The following is a 19954-nucleotide window of genomic DNA, read 5'->3' on the forward strand; positions in this document are numbered from 1 at the left end:
ATTGACGTTATACTAGGTTCATGTCACACCAAGCCCTAGAGGCCAAAACTGGCGTCGAATGAACTTTCTAGCCCACCTGCATATCGCAGATCACAGTAACAGCCATTTATTGGGAAACTTGCTTGGAGACTTCGTAAAAGGAGATCCAAGCAAGCTGTATGAGCGCGATATCTCAAACGGCATCAGATTACATAGATTTGTTGACCGTATTACTGATCATCATCCAATCGTCAACGAATGTAAGCCTCATTTCACTGGTGTTGCGCGACGTTTTGCACCTATCGCTTTGGATATGTTTTGGGATCATTGCCTTGCAAAACACTGGAACGACTTTCATTCCGAGCCTCTCGAACACTTTGTCCAAACGGCATACGAGAGAGTAAACCGAGAGGTTCATGAACATTTGCCGCCACGTTTTTTGGTGCTCCACAGCAGAATGTGGCATGGCCGATGGCTTCAATCCTATCAAGATCTAGGCAATATAGAATTTGCACTACATCGGATGTCGCAAAGAAGTCCTAGGATGGCAGACTTAACCACAACATTTAAAGTGATTGAAAGTGATTACACCGAATTAGAAGAGAAGTTCTCGTCACTTTATCGAGATGTTTTGCGCCAGTCGTATGATTTTCAGCAACAGCTTAATGACTCAACTCAATGAGATAGAAAAGTAGTATGGCTTTAGGGGCTCTGGTAAACTCTGCGCTCCAAAAATAATGAGGTTACACATGTCTGTTAATTTTGCTGATTTAGGCATCGAACAAAAGCTAATCGAGACGCTAGGCAATCTAAATATCGTGACGCCAACACCAGTGCAAGAAAAGTCAATTCCACACGTCCTTGCAGGAAAAAACTTACTTGCTGCTGCACAAACTGGTACGGGAAAAACGGCTGCGTTTGGTTTACCTATCATACAAACCGTTCAGCAAAAGAAACTTAACGGCACACCTCAAGCATTGATTTTGGTTCCAACACGCGAGCTTGCACAGCAGGTATTTGATAATTTGAATCAGTACTCGGCAGAAACAGAACTTCGCATTGTGTGTGTTTATGGTGGTACAAGCATTGGCGTACAAAAGAGAAAGTTAGAAGAGGGCGCTGATATTTTGATTGCCACGCCAGGCCGCCTTTTGGATCACCTGTTTAATGGTAACGTAAACATCTCTAAAACCGGTATGCTCGTGTTAGACGAAGCCGACCGTATGTTAGATATGGGATTTTGGCCTGACTTGCAGCGCATCTTCCGACGTTTACCTGCAGAGAAACAGATCCTATTGTTCTCTGCGACATTTGAGAAGCGAATCAAAACTATTGCGTATAAACTCATGGAATCGCCAGTTGAAGTCGAAGTTTCACCAGCAAATACGACTGCTGAAACGGTAACACAAATGGTTTATCCAGTGGATAAAAAACGGAAACGTGAATTGCTAGCGTACTTAATTGGCTCGCGGAATTGGCAGCAAGTGCTGGTATTTACAAAAACGAAGCAAGGCAGTGATGAGTTAGCGAAAGAGCTCAAGTTAGATGGCATCAAAGCGGTTTCTATCAACGGTGATAAATCACAGGGTGCCCGCCAAAGAGCTTTGGATGAATTTAAACAAGGTAAGGTACGTGCTTTGATTGCAACCGATGTGGCAGCACGAGGGTTAGATATTCAAGAGCTAGAACAAGTCGTGAACTTTGATATGCCATTCAAAGCAGAAGATTATGTCCATCGAATTGGCCGCACTGGAAGAGCAGGAAAGTCAGGTTTGGCGGTTTCTCTGATGAGTAGAGATGAGGAGTACTTGTTGCAAGCTATCGAGAACCTGCTTGATCAACGCTTACCCCAAGAATGGCTGGCAGGTTTCGAACCAAGTCTTGTAGAAGAAGTTGAGCCTGAACAAAATGGGGGTGGGCGCCGTCGTAGTCGTTCATCTGAGAAGCGTAAGCTAAAAGCAAAATTGGCGATTCATAAGAATCGTGGTAAATCACGTAGCTCTCGCTAAACCGCGCAAATTTTTGTTCTTACATAATCAGGCTGTTTTTGCCTCTTCATAGACGTCTAACGTTTGGGGGATAGCAAGTAGGTACCCTTGATACATATCGAAACCGAGCTTTTTCATTAAGCGAAGTTGATGCTCGGTTTCAATTCCTTCGATAACGGTTTTAGAGCATAACGCTTTTGCGAGTGATAATGCATCGTTAAGCGCTTTAAAATCACCGTTTTCATACCTTAGCAATAAAGAGCGATCCATCTTGATTATATCTGGGCAAACGCTTCTCACTCGCTCAGTTGTCGATGCATTGACGCCATAATCGTCAATCGCTAATTTAAATCCTTCAAGACTTAACTCCCGAGCAGCTTGAGACAAAGAGAGTTCATCCTCCACCTTCAATTCAAGTAACTCCATGACGATTTGTTCATTCATCAAATGCGATTCATAAATGGTTTGTTTTAGCAGTCGGTTATACGTGATGTCTTTGACTAGTATCTCTGCCGCTACCGGTAATACATTGAGAAACAATTGTTTTGTGTGAAAGCGAGACTGAGAGAAATTTTTGATATGGATTAGGCGACTTAAGCGTTCAACATTGAGCAAATCTTGAGTGGGAGTCGCTTTGGATTGGAAAAACTGATCTGGCCTAACCATGGTGCCATTGGCATTGCTAATTCTTACCAGTGCTTCAAGGCCAACGATGGAAATATCGTTCTTATATATGGGTTGAAAGACACTGCGGAGAGTGAAGTTCGCGTATTTCGCAATATACTGCCCGTTGGCTTCTTTCCGGATGCAACTAAGTAGTTGCGAGATGTTCATCATTGTTACCACAACCTAAATCAATGTCTCAACATCAGCGTTATCGCGCTAATTTTTCTATTTCATTGGCAATGAATCTAAGTGTGCTCATTAACTCAAGCAAGAACGATGGTAATGGATGGGTAGCTTTGTCGAGTGATATCAAACAAATTGATGAAATAATTGATAATCTCAGCACTTCAATTTGATGCTACCATTGCAGTACGGCATACAACTGCAAATATTTTCTGACTAACTGCTGTTTGTTCGAACGCCGTAAAGGATGCCCAAACTTAATGTAACAAGGGCTAATACCGAATCGAGTGTCCAAAGATTGCGTGAGTTGCGACTCGCTGGTGTACAGTGTGATTCCTTGTTCTGTGTATTCGTTGATCTGATCGGGTAGTTCACCCATCCACCAATGAAGCAATTCTCGGCTCGTTTTGCTGCGACTTATCCAATGATCGCAAACCAAAAAGAGTAGGTCATTAGGCTGTAAGGCATAACCATATTCACTCTGCCATTCCGTAATTGATGAGAGTAAGTTTTCCCGGCAAGATTTTCCGGCACTGACCATATGGTGACTCAGAACCCAGACAGTGCCAATGTCGGATGAAATTCGATAGTGATGGGGAAGGTCTGGAGAATCCAACACTTCGATTGGCTTTATCACGCAGTTGTATCCAAAGTGACGAAAAGTATGTTCCATCCTTCTTGAAAAAGCGAGACCAAGATGATGCTCACTCATGCCTTGGTTATGCACCGCAGGGTAATGCTTTTCACACAGCTTAAGACAGTCGTCTTGAAAATCATTAACACTTTGAATAACTAGGTCGAGTAGCAAAGAATATCCCTTAATAATTACAAAACGAACTGCAAAAGGTTAGCATAGTCTTTTGAGAATAGACTAATTTACTTCGGCAACTTCTTGATCTAAACACCAAATTTCTCCACAAATGACCGTGTCTAATCTTTAATAGAGCAACACGAAAGAAGCAGAAGTTGAACAAAAATTTGAAAGGGAAAAAATGATAAAGCTAGAACGCGCACAAAAAGAGGCGTTGGCCACCGCCATTCAAGATTACATGCAAGACGAGCTAGATGTTGAAATTGGCCAGTTCGATAGTGAGTTTCTAATTGATTTTATTACAGAAAAACTAGGGCCAATTTATTATAACAAGGGTGTTGAAGATGCTAAGTTACTGGTTGAACGCAGAATGTTAGAAGTTTCCGAAGAGCTGTATGAGATAGAACAAGAAGTTAAGCTGTAAGTTTCAGTTTTACAAACGATTTAAAGTTCCTTCAAAAAATTCGAACAACTTGATAGATACGGTACCATTGGCTGGATGTAAATGATGGTAAATAATCTGTTTCATATGACGTAAATAGGTTAATGTAGTGTTTCTTGCTCAGCATTAACTTAGGAATATATCTAGGAACTTGAGATGGATACACTGGTAAAGAATTACAACCTTACTGCACGCGTGATGCATTGGTTATCAGCGCTGTGCATTATTGGTCTATTTGCAGTGGGTTTGTGGATGGTCGACCTTAGCTATTACAGCGAATGGTATCGAACTGCGCCGCATTACCATCGCTCTGTCGGTATTTTACTCGCTATTTTAACTTTGGCACGCATCGTATGGAAACATGTGACGGCGTCACCAAAGGTAGAAGGCAAACGTTACGAAGTGCTTGCTGCTAAAGCAGCGCATGGTGTCATGTACCTACTATTGATCACCATCTTTGTTTCAGGTTACCTCATTTCAACGTCTGATGGACGCGGCATCGAAGTGTTTAATTGGTTCACCGTGCCAGGAGCGGGAGAGTTATTCCCAGGCCAATCAGATATTGCAGGTGAGATTCACTTCTATGCAGCTTGGGCAGTCATCCTGATTGCAGGCTTACATGCTATTGCTGCACTAAAACACCACTTTATCGATAAAGACAACACATTAAGAAAAATGTTAGGAGCTTCAAAATGAAAAAGTCACTTTTCGCTACAGGATTAGCTATCGCTATGGCACTGCCATTTGGTGCGCAAGCTGCAGATTATGTCATCGATACCAAAGGTGCTCACGCTTCAATCAACTTTAAAGTTAGCCACTTGGGTTACAGTTTCATCAAAGGTCGTTTCAATACATTTTCTGGTGACTTTTCTTTTGATGAAAACAACATTGCTGATTCAAAAGTAAATGTTGTTGTTGATACAACCAGCCTAGATTCAAACCATGCTGAACGTGACAAACACATTCGTAGTGGTGACTTCATCGATGCTGGTAAATACAGTGAAGCAACCTTTACGAGCACAAAAGTGGTTGATAAAGGCAATGGCAAACTAGATGTAACTGGTGATCTAACGCTACACGGTGTTACTAAGCCTATTACTATTGAGGCTGAATTCGTTGGTGCTGGCAGTGACCCATGGGGCGGCGAGCGCGCTGGCTTTGTTGGCAACACTCGCCTAGAGCTTGCTGACTTTGACATCCCAGTAATGGGTGCTTCAAGCTACGTCGATATGGAACTTCATATCGAAGGTATTAAGAAGTAATTAGTTCCTTTTAGATACACTAAAAGCGCTCTTCACTTGAAGAGCGCTTTTTTATTATCTTAATCACATCACTAACATCGATAAACCAGTCAGTGATAGCGATTGAAAGCCAATAGACGTTGTAAATGTTTAGCGAATTACGCTGTTTCTAACTCACTTTTTTCCACTAAGTTTAAACGCTCACCAAAAATCGGGCGTAGTGCTTTTAATACTTCAGTACGAGTAACCACCCCGACCATCTGCCCATTTTCAAGCACAGGAAGCACTTGTGGCTTACTTACTTTGATACTTTTAGCGCGTTCTTCGAGAGACAAAGACGTCAAGCGAGTGGCAATACCCATACTGCTCGCTGGGTACAACTGCTCTTTATCGATACATAGGAATTCCACAACATCAACGAGGCGATCATCAGCGTCAATTGCGACCACATCTCTGCTCATGATGTCGACGACTTTTTGGTCTTTCACCGGAATGTAGTCCTCACACCATAGTTCTACCATCACATCGTGAGCAGAGAAGAAGCCAACTAATCGATTTTGTACGTCTACAACAGGTGCGCTAGTTACGTTGTTATCAAGTAACACATCCAGCGCGGCTGCAATTGGCGTTTCTGCACGAATGGTGACTGGTTTTGGGTTCATAATGTCTTTAACAAAAGAGGCATTTTTCATGGTGAAATCCTTAACTGACGACAGTGTTGTAGTTGTAGTGATAGAAGAAATATTCGCTGCTTTTAGTTCTGGTCGGCGAAAAATACACCAGTTTGAAAGGCCAACTAATACCGCTCCGCCGACGATGTTGCCAAGCGTGACAGGAATTAAGTTAGCGGTAATAAAGTGGCTAATGTTTAGGTCTGTGTATTGTGACGCGGGCACACCGACAGATGCCCAAAAAGATTCAGGTGCAAAATTCGCGATAACAATACCAAGTGGAACCATAAACATGTTCGCAACACAGTGCTCAAAACCGCTGCTGACAAACATTGCCACAGGCAAAATTGTCATTGCTGCTTTTGTCATTGCATTTGCAGAACTAAATGTCAGCCAAATCGCTAGGCAGACCAACAGGTTACAGAGAATACCGAGTGCAAACGCTTGAATGAGAGTGTGGTGAAGTTTGTGTTGTGCGATGTTAAGCGCATTTAATCCCCATTGACCGCCATCCATCTGATAAAGACCAGCAGCAGTAACCAGCGCAAGTAGGAACATCGCACCAATAAAGTTACCAACGTAAACTTTGCCCCAGATCGAAAGCATCTTACCGAACGATATTTGCTTATTGGCCCAAGAAATACTGGATAGGACGGAGCTGGTAAATAATTCACCACCGCAGATCACTATGAGGATCAATCCCATGCTAAATGCGAGTCCACCAGCTAGGCGGCTCAAGCCCCAACCAGCGCCCGTACTACCGGTGGTCACCGTGATGTAAAACAAGAATGCTAACCCGATGAACGCGCCGGCCATAATGGCGAGGCTTAATGTCATACTGCTGGTTTTGTTTGCCTTACTTAACGCAAATTTTTCCGCTTCAACCATCATCTCTTTTGGAGAAAAATACTGGTGATTTTGAGAACTGGTCACCGCCATATTGACTCCTTAATTTGTAATCGCATAAAAAATCCTTGGTTATTAACTCAAAAATGAAATTGTTGTTTTTATTAAGAGCCTCAATGACTTCGGTTTCAAAACCATTGAGGCTTGCGGTGTTCCCGAACCGCGTACTCAGAATAGGGAGAGCGGTTAGTAAGGTAAAATTGATAATATTTAGAAACCTCATCAAATTAATTGATAACTTTACGGGGCTAGGTAAAATGAACTCTATTGCTTATTGGGGCATGCTTTAACAATTGTGGGAATTGGGAAATACCCACTAATAATGGAGGACACTTTGCGCTACTCACTTAAGCAATTAGCGGTTTTCGACGCAGTTGCAGATACCGGCAGTGTAAGCCAAGCCGCAGAAAAATTGGCTTTGACACAATCAGCGACGAGCATGTCGCTTGCGCAATTAGAGAAGATGCTTGGCAGGCCGTTGTTTGAGAGGCAAGGCAAGCAAATGGCGTTAACCCATTGGGGGATGTGGTTACGACCAAAAGCAAAACGCTTGCTACAAGATGCATTGCAGATTGAAATGGGCTTCTATGAGCAACATTTATTGAGTGGTGAGATTCGTATGGGAGCGAGTCAAACCCCAGCAGAGCACTTAGTTCCCGACCTTATCAGTATCATTGATAATGACTTTCCAGAAATGCGTATTTCTCTCGGTGTACAAAGTACAAAAGGGGTGATTGATGGGGTATTAGATTACAAGTATGACTTAGGGATTATTGAAGGGCGCTGTGATGATAACCGTTTACACCAAGAAGTATGGTGTCGTGATCATCTTACTGTTGTCGCAGCTTCTCATCATCCTTTTGCGCGTAATCAGTCTGTTAGCCTTGCGCAGTTAGAGCAAGCGAAGTGGGTACTAAGAGAGCATGGCTCTGGCACACGAAAAACATTTGATAGTTCTATTCACCACCTTATTGAAGATTTGGATGTGTGGCGCGAGTACGAACACGTTCCGGTGTTACGTAGTTTAGTTGCTAATGGTCAGTACCTTACTTGCTTACCGTATTTAGATGTAGAGCGATATATAGAAGCAGGTCACCTTGTGGCATTAAATGTACCTGAGTTAAAAATGGAAAGGACGCTTTCATTTATATGGCGTTCAGATATGGCAGAAAACCCATTAGTCGACTGCATTAAAAGAGAGGGGCTGCGAATGATGAAAGGGAAGCCTTCAGTTCTTTAAAGGTTGATTAAATATGCCTACGAGATGAGTTGGTTTATTCCCTAAATCTGTTGATTTATCGGTTGCGTCAAACTTTTAATGTAAATTGTGAAAATAATAATATCTTATTGTGATCAATATCACCGATAAGCTGAGCTGATGTATCTAACATGTGTCCTTGATTTCAATGTATGAAGGCAGTTATTGAACCATATAGGTACGATAATAGCCGAGTAGGTATGACTACCATGACGACACTTTTAGCTATTTCTATTACTACTGGAATTTTATCTGGCGTATGGGGTTGGATCGCCATCTCTTTAGGTTTGCTTTCTTGGGCTGGTTTTTTAGGTTGCACGAGCTACTTTGCAGCGCCAAAGAGCGGATTGAAAGGACTAGGCATCAGCTTAATCACCAATATGACAGGCGTATTCTGGGCAATGGTAATTATTCACGGTTCCACTTACGTGGGGTTGGAAATTATTGGCTATGTGATTACCGCTATTGTGGCATTCTTCATGTGTATTCAAGCTAAACAGGCTTGGCTCGCGTACATCCCTGGTACTTTTATTGGTTCATGCGCAACATTTGCGGCTGACGGAAACTGGCAACTTGTCATTCCATCGTTGTTGCTAGGTGGTGTGTTTGGCTATCTAATGAAAGCGACAGGGCTATGGTTGCATACGAAATCAACCGCTACTTCTTCTTCGCTTGCTGAGCAAGCACAGTAGTGAACCCCCGATCTTATTGGTATCCACTGTGTATTGAGTTTTATCCCTCTCAATACCCTTAATCAAAATTAATGATGTTTGATACAAGCACACCAAATTGGTGTGCTTTTTTTGTATTACAAGACAATACGCTGAGTGTGAAATACGCCTAACTCATGTATTGCCGTTGGCCATGGTAACAACGCGTTTAAGTGTCCAGCGCAGAAGAACAGGAATACACTCCATGCCTTTCTCTTCACAATGAGAAACAATAGCCAAAGCTAAGTCCGGTTTTGCATGTTTTTTCAAAACACGATTTACGACTTTTTTAGCAGGGATAGGGTGGTCATGAGGAACTTTGATGATGTCCTTAAAGAAAAGTTCAAAACCATTGTTGTACAGAAAGTGCTCGATGTCTCGGTCGGGTAACTCCGTAAGTCGATGCCTTTCCTGATCATGGTCGAGCTGTGCTCGCACTGCATGCGCGTACTTTTTCCCTGCTGGGTCGCCATCAGTAACGACATGCCAATCAATACCAAACTCTTTTGCTACTTTGATGAGTGATTTTAGACCTGATTGAGCAAACTCAACGATTTGAACCCCTTCGGCAGCCAAGTCATACCCGCATTGACGAGCAAGTTCATGAAAAAGCCAAACTTCGGTTTCGCCCTCAACAAGTAACCAGCACCGCGCAAATAATGCTCCTGAACGATGAAAACGAATATGGAAACCAATTCGGCGCAACTCGTCTCGACCAAACTTTGTTGAGTTTAAACTCTTAGCGATGGTTCTGTCTGATAACCGAATTAAACGTCGGATTGAATACAGTGGAACAGAACCAAGTAACGTGCCACTGTTGGTGGTTAATATCTTTTGCATTGGCAACAATTGCAATAAGGACCACGCTCTCGCTAGATGAGTTGGATGCAGTCGACCTTCTGGATCTTCAATGATCAGTATTGGTCTCGCACAGCGCCTTAAATCGGTGGGACCCTTAGCTTGAAGATAGGCATTGAGTAACCCCATTAAAAGCAAGCGGCTTTGTTTGTCATTGGTTTCTTTCAAGAACTGACTCAAGCCTTTATCAGAGGAAGGGCTTGTATAGAAAAGACCATCACGAGGTTTGCGTGGGTTGCCTTTACTGACACTTCTGAACGCGAAATAGTGTTCAACAAGCGTTTGCATTGAGTCGAGGCTACTACGAATCTCACCTTTATTCACATGGCCAGGCATAGCCAATAAGCGTCGACAGGTGTTGTTGATTCGTTTTTCAATCCGAGCATTTTTACCATCGCCGTTGACATGGTTTAAATCTGGGAAGCGTCGGGAGTCACGTAGTCGGATTACAGGATGAAGTGTCATTAACTCAATAGCGAGTTTCTCTGAGTGGTGAAGTTTTTTGGGTTTGCCGTTATGATCCAAAAACGCGTACTTTGTATTAATGCCGTGCTCATCGCGAGACGCACTAATACGATAGTAAATGACTTGCTCACCATCTTCGTTGGTGCACCATGTAGGCTTTATGCGTCTGTAGCGTCCCGCTTTTACTTCGTTTTTATCCTGTGCTTTAAAACAAACAATGATCTGTAAGTGTTGTGTTTGTGGATGAGAAATTGAGTAGTCAACGTGAAAATCTTTCAGTTTGAATTGATACAATGAGCCATTGGCAGGTAGTGCGATGGAAAGGGCATCGAGCAATGATGATTTGCCCCACGTGTTTTCACCGATAAGCGTGGTGAGTTCGTCAAAAGAGAGTGAAAGGCGTTTGATGCCTCTAAACCCGGAGATTTCGATGCGTTCTAGTCTCATCTCAATCCTCCTTGCAATTATTTGAATTATCGAGAGTTATTTTGCTACTCCTAAGCATATATGAATTCGGAATTTTTGAGTTAAGCTCAGTTCACAAAATTACGAGAGCCTCTTACTGAATAGAGACCGTTACAAGCGAGGCTTGCTTTCAAAGCTGGGGGACAGCATCGTGATCACTTAAACATGAAATCCTAAATCGCAGTTTCATAAAATTCATGATTCTGTCATGATTCACTTCTTATTATTATAAGGAATGAAAAAAGAGAAGATGAAGATGAATAACAATCATAAGCCAGTGAGAATCAAACTGGCACACATCAATGACACACATTCCTACTTTGAACCAACGTCATTACAGTTAAAGCTTAAGATAAACAATGAACTCACGCTAGAACCCTATGTCAGTGCTGGCGGCTTTTCTCGTATCGCAACCAGAGTCGAGCAGTTAAGAGATGATGCTCAGCGCCAAGGTCATGGGATGTTGTTCCTCCATGCCGGAGATTGCTTCCAAGGCACGCTGTATTTCTCACTATTTAAAGGCAAAGCCAATGCCGACTTATTGAACGCATTAAAGATTGATGCAATGGCGTTAGGTAACCATGAATTAGATATGGGGAATGAGCCAGTTGCATTGTTTTGCCAACGTACTCAGTTCCCATTGCTTGCTGGCAACTGGGATTTATCCAATGAATCACTTAAAAAACCTCACCGTATCAGTGATTGCAAGGATGTATATAGTTACCAACCGGATACACAGAGCGCTCAATACATTGTTAAAGAATTCCATGGTGAGCGGGTCGCGATTTTCGGATTATCCATAGATAAAATGAGCGACATCGCAAACCCTGATGCAGACACGCCTTTTCACTCAGCAATTGAAACCGCCAAGGCGACCGTAAAACAAATCCATTCATCAGGTATAAAAAATATTATTCTTCTGAGCCACTTAGGTTATGAAGGTGATTTAGAGTTAGCTGAGCAAGTTGCAGGTATTGGAATAATTGTTGGTGGACACAGCCACCGGTTGCAAGGTGATTTTTCATCAATAGGGTTAGGACAAGACGATCCCTACGGTATCAAAATTAATGATACCTATGTGGTGCAAGCGGGTTTCCATGCTTTGACAATGGGGCACTGTGTCATTGAGTTTGATGAACACGGTAAAGCAACGATGTTGAGTGGACAAAATGAACTGTTGCTGGGTCGACGTATTTTTTGGGACTCGACGCTAAACCAACAGCTCGACCAAGGTGTATTCGAAACCGCGTGCGACTTCATCCATGGTCAACCGAATGTCGTGGTTTGTAAGAAACACCCGGAAACTCAAGCGATCCTGAGCGATAAATATATTCCTCAGGTCAGGCAGTTACAGTCACAAGTCATTGCTAGTGTTGACACCAAAAAGCGTCATGTGAGAATTCCCGATGAATTTGGTGAGAGTGAGTTGGCTTCCTCCGTTGCCCGATCATTTCTGCACTGTTTAAACAAACGTGGATATAACGTTCAATTTGCAATTCATAATGCGGGTGGCGTGCGAACCTCTTTGAACCCTGGCAACATTACAGTGGCAGACATTGCCGGACGGCTGTTGCCTTTTGCCGTTCCTATCGGCTTTTACGATGTAAAAGGCAGCGCTATTCGCCGTGCACTTGAAGGCGCGATAAATAATGCACTCAACAATGGCGTAGAAGGCACTGGATCTGGCAGTTATCCGTACACTTACAATTTAAACTTCGAGTACCACGCAGATGCCCCAAAAGGTGAAAGAGTTCAATCATTAGTGATTTTTGATGGTAAACAATGGGTAGGTGTTCAAGATGATGTTTGGTATCGAGGGACTTCTTCTGCCTATACGATGAAAGGGAAAGAGGGGTACGACGCATTGCAGGAGATGAAAGGAGAAGGGCGTGTGACCAGTTTGTCCATGGCTGATTGTTTTATTGAACTCCTGACCGATGAGCCAAACTGTTTGAATCAAAGTCACAAACTTTCCACAAAGCGACGTCGATAATAGATACTGGTATTCATTTTGCTGCTCTCCACTTACTACATGGGTTGATGAGGATGGCAGTATGTGGAATAAAGATTGGGCAGATACGGCAGTCGTGGTTGCCTGGATCGCAATTTGGTCAACACTGGTCTACTTTGTGCCTCTAAGCGGCTTTTGAATTGCTAAGAATGTGGATGTTACAAAAGGGAGCAGTAATGCTCCTTTTTTGTATCTATCTTCCCCGTTAGGGCTCTAACCAATGAAGAGTTTGTCTTGAGCCATTTGCTGCTTTTTGTCTGTTTACTAAAGTTCAGGTGGTTGAATCCATTTCTTTCTTTTTATAGTGCTTCCTGATTTTTGATAAGAATTTTATTTCGATAAGACAAGGTTTTTTTGTTGGAAAGCCTGACGCTCGGCGTTATTATGTCGACGTTTGGGGAGTAGTTAGCGCAAGTTTATTTATCGTCATCTCGTTAAGCATCAGCTTATCCGGTAAGTAAAGGTGTTACGTGGTTTATTCACATCAACACTTCAACGAGACCAACGCATTCATTGACTAGCAGCACATAATCGTTATGTGGCTGTTGGTTGTTATTGTCTGCGGAAGGTCACCAAACGAAGTCCTTCCGCCATGGGAGGAAATATGTCTCTTATCGAAAATACCACCCAATTGAGCCAATCGGTGCCTCTTCAAGAATCATTAGCGATGTATGGTGCTTTTGGTTTATTTACCCTTGTTCTTGTTACGCTTGATATCTATCAAACACGTGGTGGCGTTATCACGATGAAAAAAGCCATCGTTTGGAGTGTTTTTTGGTTCTTGCTTGCCTTTGTTTTTGCAGGTTCTATTTATTTATTCTGGGACTTTTACGCGCCACATAGCGCTTATACGAACGACCAAGCAACGATTTCATTCTTAACTGGTTACTTACTAGAGAAGTCGTTAAGCGTTGATAACTTGTTTGTGTTTGCCATCATCTTTGCACAATACAGTGTGCCGGAGCACTTGCGTCCGAGAGCATTGCTTTGGGGGGTGATAGGTGCGCTAGTTTTACGCGCTGTCATGATTGCGGTTGGTGCTCAGTTACTTTCACAGTATCACTGGGTATTGTACTTATTTGCTGCTTTTCTTATTTGGACGGGTGTTAAGCTAGCTCGCGACAAAGGCGAAGCAGAAGAGGTTAATCCATATCCGGAGCAGTTGATTCGAAAGGTATTGCCAGTTACAGATGACTACCAAGGAAATCGCTTAATCTTAAAGCAAGCTGGTAAGTGGGTGGCAACACCGATGCTGATCGTTGTTGGTGTCATTGCAGTAATGGACGTTATGTTTGCGTTGGATTCTATACCAGCTATATTCGCGGTAACACGAGAGCCATTTTTAGTCTTAGCCGCGAACGTATTTGCATTACTGGGTTTGCGATCGCTGTACTTTGTTCTTCAAGTAATGTTAGACAAGTTTGTATACTTAAAACCAGCATTATCAGTAATCATGATGTTTATCGGGGTAAAAATGCTATTGGTTGGAACAGAATATGAGATTCCGACAGCATGGTCTCTCACATTTTTAGTTGTTGTGATGACATCGGCAGTGGTTGCATCACTCCTAAAAAATAAAGCGAAGCGTCAAACTAGCGTTAATATTACTAATCAAAAAATATAAAGTAAGCACTAAAATCAAAAGAAATAACGAAAAATATTGTTAAATATATGTTGTTGCTTAAGGGGCAATTATGCAGGTAATGTTCAGTTATTCAATGTAATTACAGCAATTGTGATTATTTATGCCGTTATTATTCATTTGTATTTTTGAGTTTTGTAATGAGTTTGTTTTATTAGAAATTCTAATTTGAATGGGTAAAATTTGTCATTTCTTAAACAATAAGAAACTGACTAATATACAACCAACTAAACAGACTACTGCTTTTAAAGAGAGGCAATCATGGCACAAGCAATGCAAATCACAAATGTAGCTTTACCAACCTCTATGGATAAGAAAACCTACGCGGTTAACTTCAAAGGACTGATTGCTCACTTACTGGACATTCTATTTGTAGATAACACTGCGCCACGCAGTTACTACGCAGAAGACTTGTCAGCACATATTCAAAAAGACATCGGTATGTACCGTTGATATTGAAATAGTGTAAGAAATACCGGCCTATGAGCCGGTATTTTTTTTATTTGTAAAACATGCCTACTCAACCTACGCCCTAGAAAAGAAACACTCTAGAGGAGGTAGACATGATAGTAGATTAAGTGTTGTATAGAAAAACGGGGCACCATTGGTGCCCCGTTTTGACATGACTGAAGTGCGATATTACTTCTTGCGGCAGTATTCTGCGATCACGTACATCGACTGACCACCATTTGCCTTACCCGAAACTAGCTTTGGATCATCGCCAAGGCTAATACCACGAATCACTGTACCTTGTTTGATTACTTGGTTAGTGCCTTTTACTGGTAGGTCTTTAATTACTGTTACATCGTCACCTTTCTTAAGTTCAGTGCCGTTACAGTCAACCGTTTTATCGTCAGCAGACATCCCTTTCATTGCCCAGTTCATTTGCTCTTCTTCCATGTACATCATGTCAAGAGCATCTTGAGCCCAGCTTTCTGTGTTTAGGCGAGTGAGTTGGCGCCATGCAGTCACTTGTACAGCAGGAACCTGGCTCCACATGCTTTCGTTTAGACAACGCCAGTGGTTAATGTCTTTTGGCTCATCGATCTCACCCAGACACTTATCACAAACCATGATGGCAGTATCAACCGTCACATTACCGTGAGGTGGGACAGCGTATGCAGTTAGTTGAGATTCAGAAGAACACAGTTCACATTTTGACTCGCAGCGCGCAAGCAGAGTAGCTTCAATAGACATAAGGACTCACCTTAGTAATGTTATTTTGTGGCGGTATTATCCACTTTATCCTGAGAAATAAAAGGGTGTTAGCGAATTAAAGATTAGATTTTACAATACTCCAACCTGATTAAGGTGAAGATGTAAAATATTCGCTAAATAAATAATACGGAAGTATAAAAGACACTATTAATTGTTTTGGTTTATGAATTGGTTGTGTCAATTTCTACAACGATTACAAACCTAAAAGAGGTAAATGTAGAGAGAGGGTGGCTAGAACATAGCCCTCTAATTTACAGAGGGCCTGTCGTTAACGTTCGACAATCTGGACAATTTGCTCTTTTGAAATACTCATTTCTTTACCATCCATGTCTTCATACTCGTACATACCCGTTTCCTCGTTCAGGTCTGGTTTACCGTAAGAGGTAATAATTTTCCCTTCATTTGTCGACATCAGATATTGGCTACTTCCGCATGCAGCAAGAAGTAATACAGTGGCAATAACAGTCAATACGCGCATAGAGTTTTCCTTTTAAACAAGTGAGTTAGGCAAAGACATCGTTTTAACTATAGCAGAGGAAATATGAGTGGGTTTGAATACAATTGAAATGAAAAAGCCCAGTAGAAACTGGGCTTTGGTAGGAAGGGCGTTGCGATTACTTCAAAACAGAAGTGTTAGTGACACCTGTTAGTGCGTCATCCATTAAGAAGTCAGTGTTTTCCATCTGCATCTCTACATGATGATCAATATCAGACAGAGTGCCATTTGGCGAAGCAAAAGTACTGTGCGATGCAGTAGCATTAAACTGTACAAAGCTCGCAGTTGCATTCACATCAGTGTCCGTACTGTTCACAGTCTTCAACCCTAGCTTATTAGCAAGCGGTTCAGTACCCGCGAATGGTGCATTTGGAACGCTGTTTGGTACTGTGCTATCGCCATCCACTTCTGTCATAAAGAATGGTGTCGTTAGCGAACCAGATGCCACTAAATCTGAAGCGTTTGTGAACGGATCGACAGTGTCTAGTGTAGTCTGTGCTGCATAGATAAATTGTGAGAAACCTGCTTCTAGCGCTGCTACTTGAGCTTCCGTTGCCGCAGCCTCAAATGCTTCGTAACATGTTTTATCTTCTAGATCCGCACATGATGCATCAGCGTAATTCGCATAGTCTTTTGATGCTGCATAAGCGAGGTTATGTTTGATCTGAGGGCCGTAATTGTCTGAACCCAGTAACAAATTACCAATTTGTCCACCAGAGTTCTGTACTGATGCAGAACTAAAGGTGTACAGCGCATCCGCAGTAGGGCTGCCCAATGTATTGTTTGCTGCTGCGACGGCAGATGTAGCTACAATACCGCCAAGTGAATGACCTAGCATTTTGACTTTTGAACCCGTCATTGGGTTGAAGCCTTGCAGAGGACCTCCAGCTAAAAGACCGCCTTGAGCAGATACTACCAAGCTAGCGCGCAAACCTAACACATCCAGAACACTTTGACGTAGGTTGTCACGCGCAACGGCTAAGTTGGAAAGATTTAGATAAGCCAGTACATTCGCATTTGCGGAACGTTGTTCATCTAAGCTGCGCGTACCATGAATAGGTAAGTCAATAGCGATAACTGCCACACCTGCTTTTACCATATTGAACGCGAACGCGTACGCATTCTCTTTCGCTGAGGTGATGCCGTGTTGATAAATCACAACGTCTGCCGCGACGCCAGATTTAGGTGTGAAGACCAGTACTTCGACATCTTCAACCGATTTCACTACGGGAACAGGCGAGTAGCGAGTAATAATACGCTCACTATCAAGCTGGGTACCATCGGTAAGAGTAAGCTTAGCTCCAACAAGTTTTAGCTGCTCTGTAGGATCTGTAGCAAGCTTTGTCACATCAACAGGATCATTTGCAAAAACGCCTGTTGATAGCTGCTGAACCATGTTTGCTTGCTCGTTCGGATCCGCTAATGCTGCGCTTAGCTTCGCTAGGCTTGGCATCGCAGATACCATTGGTTGCATGTTCCAGCTTGCGCCTTTTTCCAAGTAATGAGGCAGTCTTACCACACCTTGTGTCACGCTTACATCGGCACCTGATTGCATGTAAAGGCCTTTAATTGCCGTTTTAGCTGCGTCTAGATCGCTAATGTATTTACTAAAGTCATCGTCAGAGTCTAGCGCAGTGCTAAAGTCTTGGGTTTCACCGAGCGTTATTGTGTAGGCCGTTGATAAGTCAACTGAACCTTCGTTTGAGTCATTTTTGTAAACGGTATTTAGTGTGTTTGCGCCAGTAGAAAAACCAGTAGCGGTTACTCCTTTGACTGCCGCTAACGTATCACCTACTGACTGGGTGCTGAACCATGAAGAATAAACGATGTCTGCAGGGTTTACTTTGGCAATACCAAAAATTCCTTCAACCGCCTGAGTGACTGCTTGAACAGAAGCAAGGTCGCCAGTTTCATAAACGATCTCTTTCGATTTACCAGTTGCATAGCTTGCAGATGTACCAATTGGCTCACCATTTACGTCAGTAACATCTTGTGTGACCGCAAAAATGTACTCGCTTGACTCATCAAGTGCAGCCAAGAACTGGATGTATAGAGAGTTACCTTTTGCTTGAACTACGTAGTCTTGGTTCTGAACAAGCTCTTCTTCGATTGGGTTAGATTTGCGGTCCCACTCGGTTAAGCGTTGATTAATCTTGATGACTTTAACACCAGACGACAGCATGCCCGTTGCAAAACCGTCGCCGTTGAAGTTAAGAACGATTGGCATAGACGTTGACCATCCATCCATCGTGTTCATTGAGGCTCTAGGGTTGGTTAAAGCATCATCGCCATCAGTTGGCAGACCAAGCGTACCATCGCTTGTGTCCATTAATAAGTAAGACGGTGCCGGTACATCTGCGTTCGCTCCTTGAAGCGTAAAACTGATGGATGTTTCGCGATCAAGCAATGCTTGGACTTCATCTTCAAATTGAACTTTGTCGGAAGTACCAGAACTGGAGGTATCATCACCACAACCAGCAAGAAGGATTGCAGAACAAAGCATTGATAATTTAAACGTGTGTTTCATTGGTTTACTCCGTAATCCCATTATTTGAAGGTGTAGTTCATCTGTACCGCGCTGATGTAAGCAGTACCTTCTGAGTCAAACTTAATCTCTTCACCCAGAGCATTTGTCTCAGTGAAAGAGCCTGATTTACTCTTAACAAGTGCAAAGCCTGCATCGAAAGTTAAATTCTCACTCATTGCGTAAGTTAGGCCCGCGCTGTACCAAAAACGGTCACTGTCAGGAATACTCAATGTCGCTTCACCTGCTTGTTCGTCGTACGCAAAGCCTGCACGGAATGTCCAGTCTGTATTAAGTATGTAAGTTGCACCAATGGAGTAGCGATTGTTGTCTTCATATTTCTCAGGTTTAAAGAAACATACTCCGTCATTACATTCGTTACTGGTCGCTTTTAGTTCTTTAAATGTGCTCCAGTCGGTTTGTTGCCAGCCGTAATGTACAGCCCATTGTTCATTCAGTTGATGGAAAGCCGATAATTCGATAATTGAAGGGAGAGAGATTTTTAAACGGCCATCAACTTTTGGTGATGAAGCTCGACCAGAGTCGTAACTACTAAACTCACCGTCATCAAAATCTAGATCAACCTTAGAGCGGTAGCCAAAGCCAAAACGGTTGTTTTCATTTAGCTCAAATAAAGCGCCGACATTCCAACCCCAAGCGAAAGTTTCACCTTCCATGCCGACAAGGTTATCGGACTTATTACCACCTAAAATACCGGCGAGTGCGCCTTTGTGGCGAGTCAGCTCTGCTTCAGCGTATACGAGGTTGATACCACCACCGACACTGAAAGACTCGTTGATACGGTAAGCGACATTAGGGTTGATGTTTACTGAAAGTAGGGAAGTGTCACCCGCCATATCACCTGCGGAAATATCATTTGGATAGTCAGTAGCAACACCGTATGTTGTGAACATACCGATACCCCAAGCCCAGTTATCATTGATAGGGCTGATGTAATAACCTGCTGGCACGATCTGTAAAGGGGCGACATCTTTCGCGTGTTCATTGTTTACAGTGTCGTACACATCGACTTCAGGGTCGATGATAGATAACGCGCCCGAAAATTGAGCTTCTTTGAAAAGTGTCATTGCTGCAGGGTTACGGGCAAGGACGCTGGCATTATCTGCGACAGCCCCTTCACCTGAAAATGCTCGACCAAGACCAGATGCCGAATGTTCAGCTACCTGGAAGCCCGCTGAGTGGGCATTACACGCAAACAATATTGAAATTGTAAGCAGAGAGCAGTGCTTCTTGTTCATCCTTGACCCTCCTAGGGTGTCATAATGCTGGACCGAAGTCCTTGTAATTGTTGTGTGGTACTTACACCAATTGTTAATACGCGAAATACAACGGTGATGTAAATGTAATGTTAATTGTATGTTTAATAACTTGTCAAAGTTTGAGCGTATTTTGCGTTTTA

At 42.7% G+C, this 19954-nt stretch carries 18 protein-coding genes; 10 read left to right on the forward strand and 8 right to left on the reverse strand.

Annotation, left to right across the window (positions count from 1 at the left end; genetic code table 11):
- Positions 1–58: 58 nt before the first annotated feature.
- Together R7Z50_RS03120 and R7Z50_RS03125 are read left to right on the forward strand one after the other, a co-directional pair.
- Positions 59–661, forward strand: coding sequence for an ACP phosphodiesterase (locus tag R7Z50_RS03120; protein ID WP_262606041.1), 603 nt, complete (start codon positions 59–61; stop codon positions 659–661).
- Positions 662–728: 67 nt separating this feature from the next.
- Positions 729–1988, forward strand: a complete 1260-nt coding sequence (locus tag R7Z50_RS03125) for a DEAD/DEAH box helicase (RefSeq protein WP_005376383.1) — start codon at positions 729–731, stop codon at positions 1986–1988.
- A 27-nt stretch (positions 1989–2015) separates the two neighbouring features.
- Here the strand turns inward: R7Z50_RS03125 and R7Z50_RS03130 are convergent, their stop codons facing one another.
- Together R7Z50_RS03130 and R7Z50_RS03135 are read right to left on the reverse strand one after the other, a co-directional pair.
- Positions 2016–2804, reverse strand: coding sequence for an EAL domain-containing protein (locus R7Z50_RS03130; protein WP_213883438.1), 789 nt, complete (start codon positions 2802–2804; stop codon positions 2016–2018).
- 187 nt (positions 2805–2991) lie between these two features.
- A complete protein-coding gene (locus R7Z50_RS03135; RefSeq protein WP_005376385.1) occupies positions 2992–3624 on the reverse strand; it encodes a hypothetical protein in 633 nt (210 codons plus the stop codon).
- 184 nt (positions 3625–3808) lie between these two features.
- Here R7Z50_RS03135 and R7Z50_RS03140 point away from each other — a divergent pair, with 184 nt between their 5' ends.
- The 3 genes from R7Z50_RS03140 to R7Z50_RS03150 all read left to right on the forward strand — a co-directional run bounded on the left by R7Z50_RS03140 (position 3809) and on the right by R7Z50_RS03150 (position 5331).
- Positions 3809–4051, forward strand: a complete 243-nt coding sequence (locus tag R7Z50_RS03140; protein ID WP_005390155.1) for a DUF2164 domain-containing protein — start codon at positions 3809–3811, stop codon at positions 4049–4051.
- Positions 4052–4225: 174 nt separating this feature from the next.
- Entirely contained in the window at positions 4226–4765 is a 540-nt protein-coding gene (locus R7Z50_RS03145) for a cytochrome b (protein WP_025767789.1), read from the forward strand.
- A complete protein-coding gene (locus tag R7Z50_RS03150) occupies positions 4762–5331 on the forward strand; it encodes a YceI family protein (protein WP_017634178.1) in 570 nt (189 codons plus the stop codon). Before R7Z50_RS03145 ends, R7Z50_RS03150 begins: the two co-directional genes overlap by 4 nt.
- A 137-nt stretch (positions 5332–5468) precedes the next feature.
- Here R7Z50_RS03150 and focA read toward each other — a convergent pair whose 3' ends face one another.
- Positions 5469–6920 (reverse strand): formate transporter FocA, encoded by a 1452-nt coding sequence (gene focA / locus R7Z50_RS03155; protein ID WP_025767788.1) that lies wholly within the window; start codon positions 6918–6920, stop codon positions 5469–5471.
- 301 nt (positions 6921–7221) lie between these two features.
- Between focA and R7Z50_RS03160 the strand changes: the two genes are divergently transcribed.
- Both R7Z50_RS03160 and R7Z50_RS03165 read left to right on the forward strand, forming a co-directional pair.
- On the forward strand, positions 7222–8127 hold the full coding sequence (locus tag R7Z50_RS03160) for a LysR substrate-binding domain-containing protein (protein ID WP_005376369.1): 906 nt from the start codon (positions 7222–7224) through the stop codon (positions 8125–8127).
- A 227-nt stretch (positions 8128–8354) separates the two neighbouring features.
- Entirely contained in the window at positions 8355–8837 is a 483-nt protein-coding gene (locus tag R7Z50_RS03165) for a DUF1097 domain-containing protein (protein WP_318148861.1), read from the forward strand.
- 153 nt (positions 8838–8990) lie between these two features.
- Here the strand turns inward: R7Z50_RS03165 and R7Z50_RS03170 are convergent, their stop codons facing one another.
- Positions 8991–10625: an ATP-dependent endonuclease gene (locus tag R7Z50_RS03170; RefSeq protein WP_017634174.1), complete on the reverse strand. Its 1635-nt coding sequence runs from the start codon at positions 10623–10625 to the stop codon at positions 8991–8993.
- A 268-nt stretch (positions 10626–10893) separates the two neighbouring features.
- Here R7Z50_RS03170 and R7Z50_RS03175 point away from each other — a divergent pair, with 268 nt between their 5' ends.
- From R7Z50_RS03175 to R7Z50_RS03185, 3 genes are all read left to right on the forward strand, one after another.
- Positions 10894–12636, forward strand: coding sequence for a bifunctional UDP-sugar hydrolase/5'-nucleotidase (locus R7Z50_RS03175; protein ID WP_318148862.1), 1743 nt, complete (start codon positions 10894–10896; stop codon positions 12634–12636).
- Positions 12637–13258: 622 nt separating this feature from the next.
- Complete coding sequence (locus R7Z50_RS03180; protein WP_025767786.1) at positions 13259–14278, forward strand: TerC/Alx family metal homeostasis membrane protein; 1020 nt, start codon at positions 13259–13261, stop codon at positions 14276–14278.
- Between the two features lie 279 nt (positions 14279–14557).
- On the forward strand, positions 14558–14749 hold the full coding sequence (locus R7Z50_RS03185; protein WP_318148863.1) for a hypothetical protein: 192 nt from the start codon (positions 14558–14560) through the stop codon (positions 14747–14749).
- Positions 14750–14935: 186 nt separating this feature from the next.
- On the opposite strand, the gene R7Z50_RS03190 is transcribed toward R7Z50_RS03185, so the two are convergent.
- The 4 genes from R7Z50_RS03190 to R7Z50_RS03205 form a co-directional block, all read right to left on the reverse strand.
- A complete protein-coding gene (locus tag R7Z50_RS03190; protein ID WP_005376350.1) occupies positions 14936–15493 on the reverse strand; it encodes a PhnA domain-containing protein in 558 nt (185 codons plus the stop codon).
- A gap of 289 nt (positions 15494–15782) precedes the next feature.
- On the reverse strand, positions 15783–15992 hold the full coding sequence (locus tag R7Z50_RS03195; RefSeq protein WP_005376349.1) for a YgdI/YgdR family lipoprotein: 210 nt from the start codon (positions 15990–15992) through the stop codon (positions 15783–15785).
- Positions 15993–16128: 136 nt separating this feature from the next.
- A complete protein-coding gene (locus R7Z50_RS03200) occupies positions 16129–18537 on the reverse strand; it encodes a VolA/Pla-1 family phospholipase (RefSeq protein ID WP_206969529.1) in 2409 nt (802 codons plus the stop codon).
- Between the two features lie 20 nt (positions 18538–18557).
- The gene (locus R7Z50_RS03205; protein WP_005376347.1) at positions 18558–19793 is read right to left on the reverse strand and encodes an outer membrane protein transport protein; all 1236 of its coding nucleotides are present in this window, start codon (positions 19791–19793) and stop codon (positions 18558–18560) included.
- Between the last annotated feature and the right edge of the window lie 161 nt (positions 19794–19954).

The sequence above is a fragment of the Vibrio sp. 1249-1 genome (assembly GCF_033340495.1).

Bases quoted from the DNA above. Each gene is read 5' to 3' on its own strand.
- R7Z50_RS03120 (WP_262606041.1), top strand. From the start codon at position 59: ATGAACTTTCTAGCCCACCTGCATATCGCAGATCACAGTAACAGCCAT.
- R7Z50_RS03125 (WP_005376383.1), top strand. From the start codon at position 729: ATGTCTGTTAATTTTGCTGATTTAGGCATCGAACAAAAGCTAATCGAG.
- R7Z50_RS03130 (WP_213883438.1), bottom strand. From the start codon at position 2,804: ATGATGAACATCTCGCAACTACTTAGTTGCATCCGGAAAGAAGCCAAC.
- R7Z50_RS03140 (WP_005390155.1), top strand. From the start codon at position 3,809: ATGATAAAGCTAGAACGCGCACAAAAAGAGGCGTTGGCCACCGCCATT.
- R7Z50_RS03145 (WP_025767789.1), top strand. From the start codon at position 4,226: ATGGATACACTGGTAAAGAATTACAACCTTACTGCACGCGTGATGCAT.
- R7Z50_RS03150 (WP_017634178.1), top strand. From the start codon at position 4,762: ATGAAAAAGTCACTTTTCGCTACAGGATTAGCTATCGCTATGGCACTG.
- focA (WP_025767788.1), bottom strand. From the start codon at position 6,920: ATGGCGGTGACCAGTTCTCAAAATCACCAGTATTTTTCTCCAAAAGAG.
- R7Z50_RS03165 (WP_318148861.1), top strand. From the start codon at position 8,355: ATGACGACACTTTTAGCTATTTCTATTACTACTGGAATTTTATCTGGC.
- R7Z50_RS03170 (WP_017634174.1), bottom strand. From the start codon at position 10,625: ATGAGACTAGAACGCATCGAAATCTCCGGGTTTAGAGGCATCAAACGC.
- R7Z50_RS03175 (WP_318148862.1), top strand. From the start codon at position 10,894: ATGAAGATGAATAACAATCATAAGCCAGTGAGAATCAAACTGGCACAC.
- R7Z50_RS03180 (WP_025767786.1), top strand. From the start codon at position 13,259: ATGTCTCTTATCGAAAATACCACCCAATTGAGCCAATCGGTGCCTCTT.
- R7Z50_RS03185 (WP_318148863.1), top strand. From the start codon at position 14,558: ATGGCACAAGCAATGCAAATCACAAATGTAGCTTTACCAACCTCTATG.
- R7Z50_RS03190 (WP_005376350.1), bottom strand. From the start codon at position 15,493: ATGTCTATTGAAGCTACTCTGCTTGCGCGCTGCGAGTCAAAATGTGAA.
- R7Z50_RS03195 (WP_005376349.1), bottom strand. From the start codon at position 15,992: ATGCGCGTATTGACTGTTATTGCCACTGTATTACTTCTTGCTGCATGC.
- R7Z50_RS03200 (WP_206969529.1), bottom strand. From the start codon at position 18,537: ATGAAACACACGTTTAAATTATCAATGCTTTGTTCTGCAATCCTTCTT.
- R7Z50_RS03205 (WP_005376347.1), bottom strand. From the start codon at position 19,793: ATGAACAAGAAGCACTGCTCTCTGCTTACAATTTCAATATTGTTTGCG.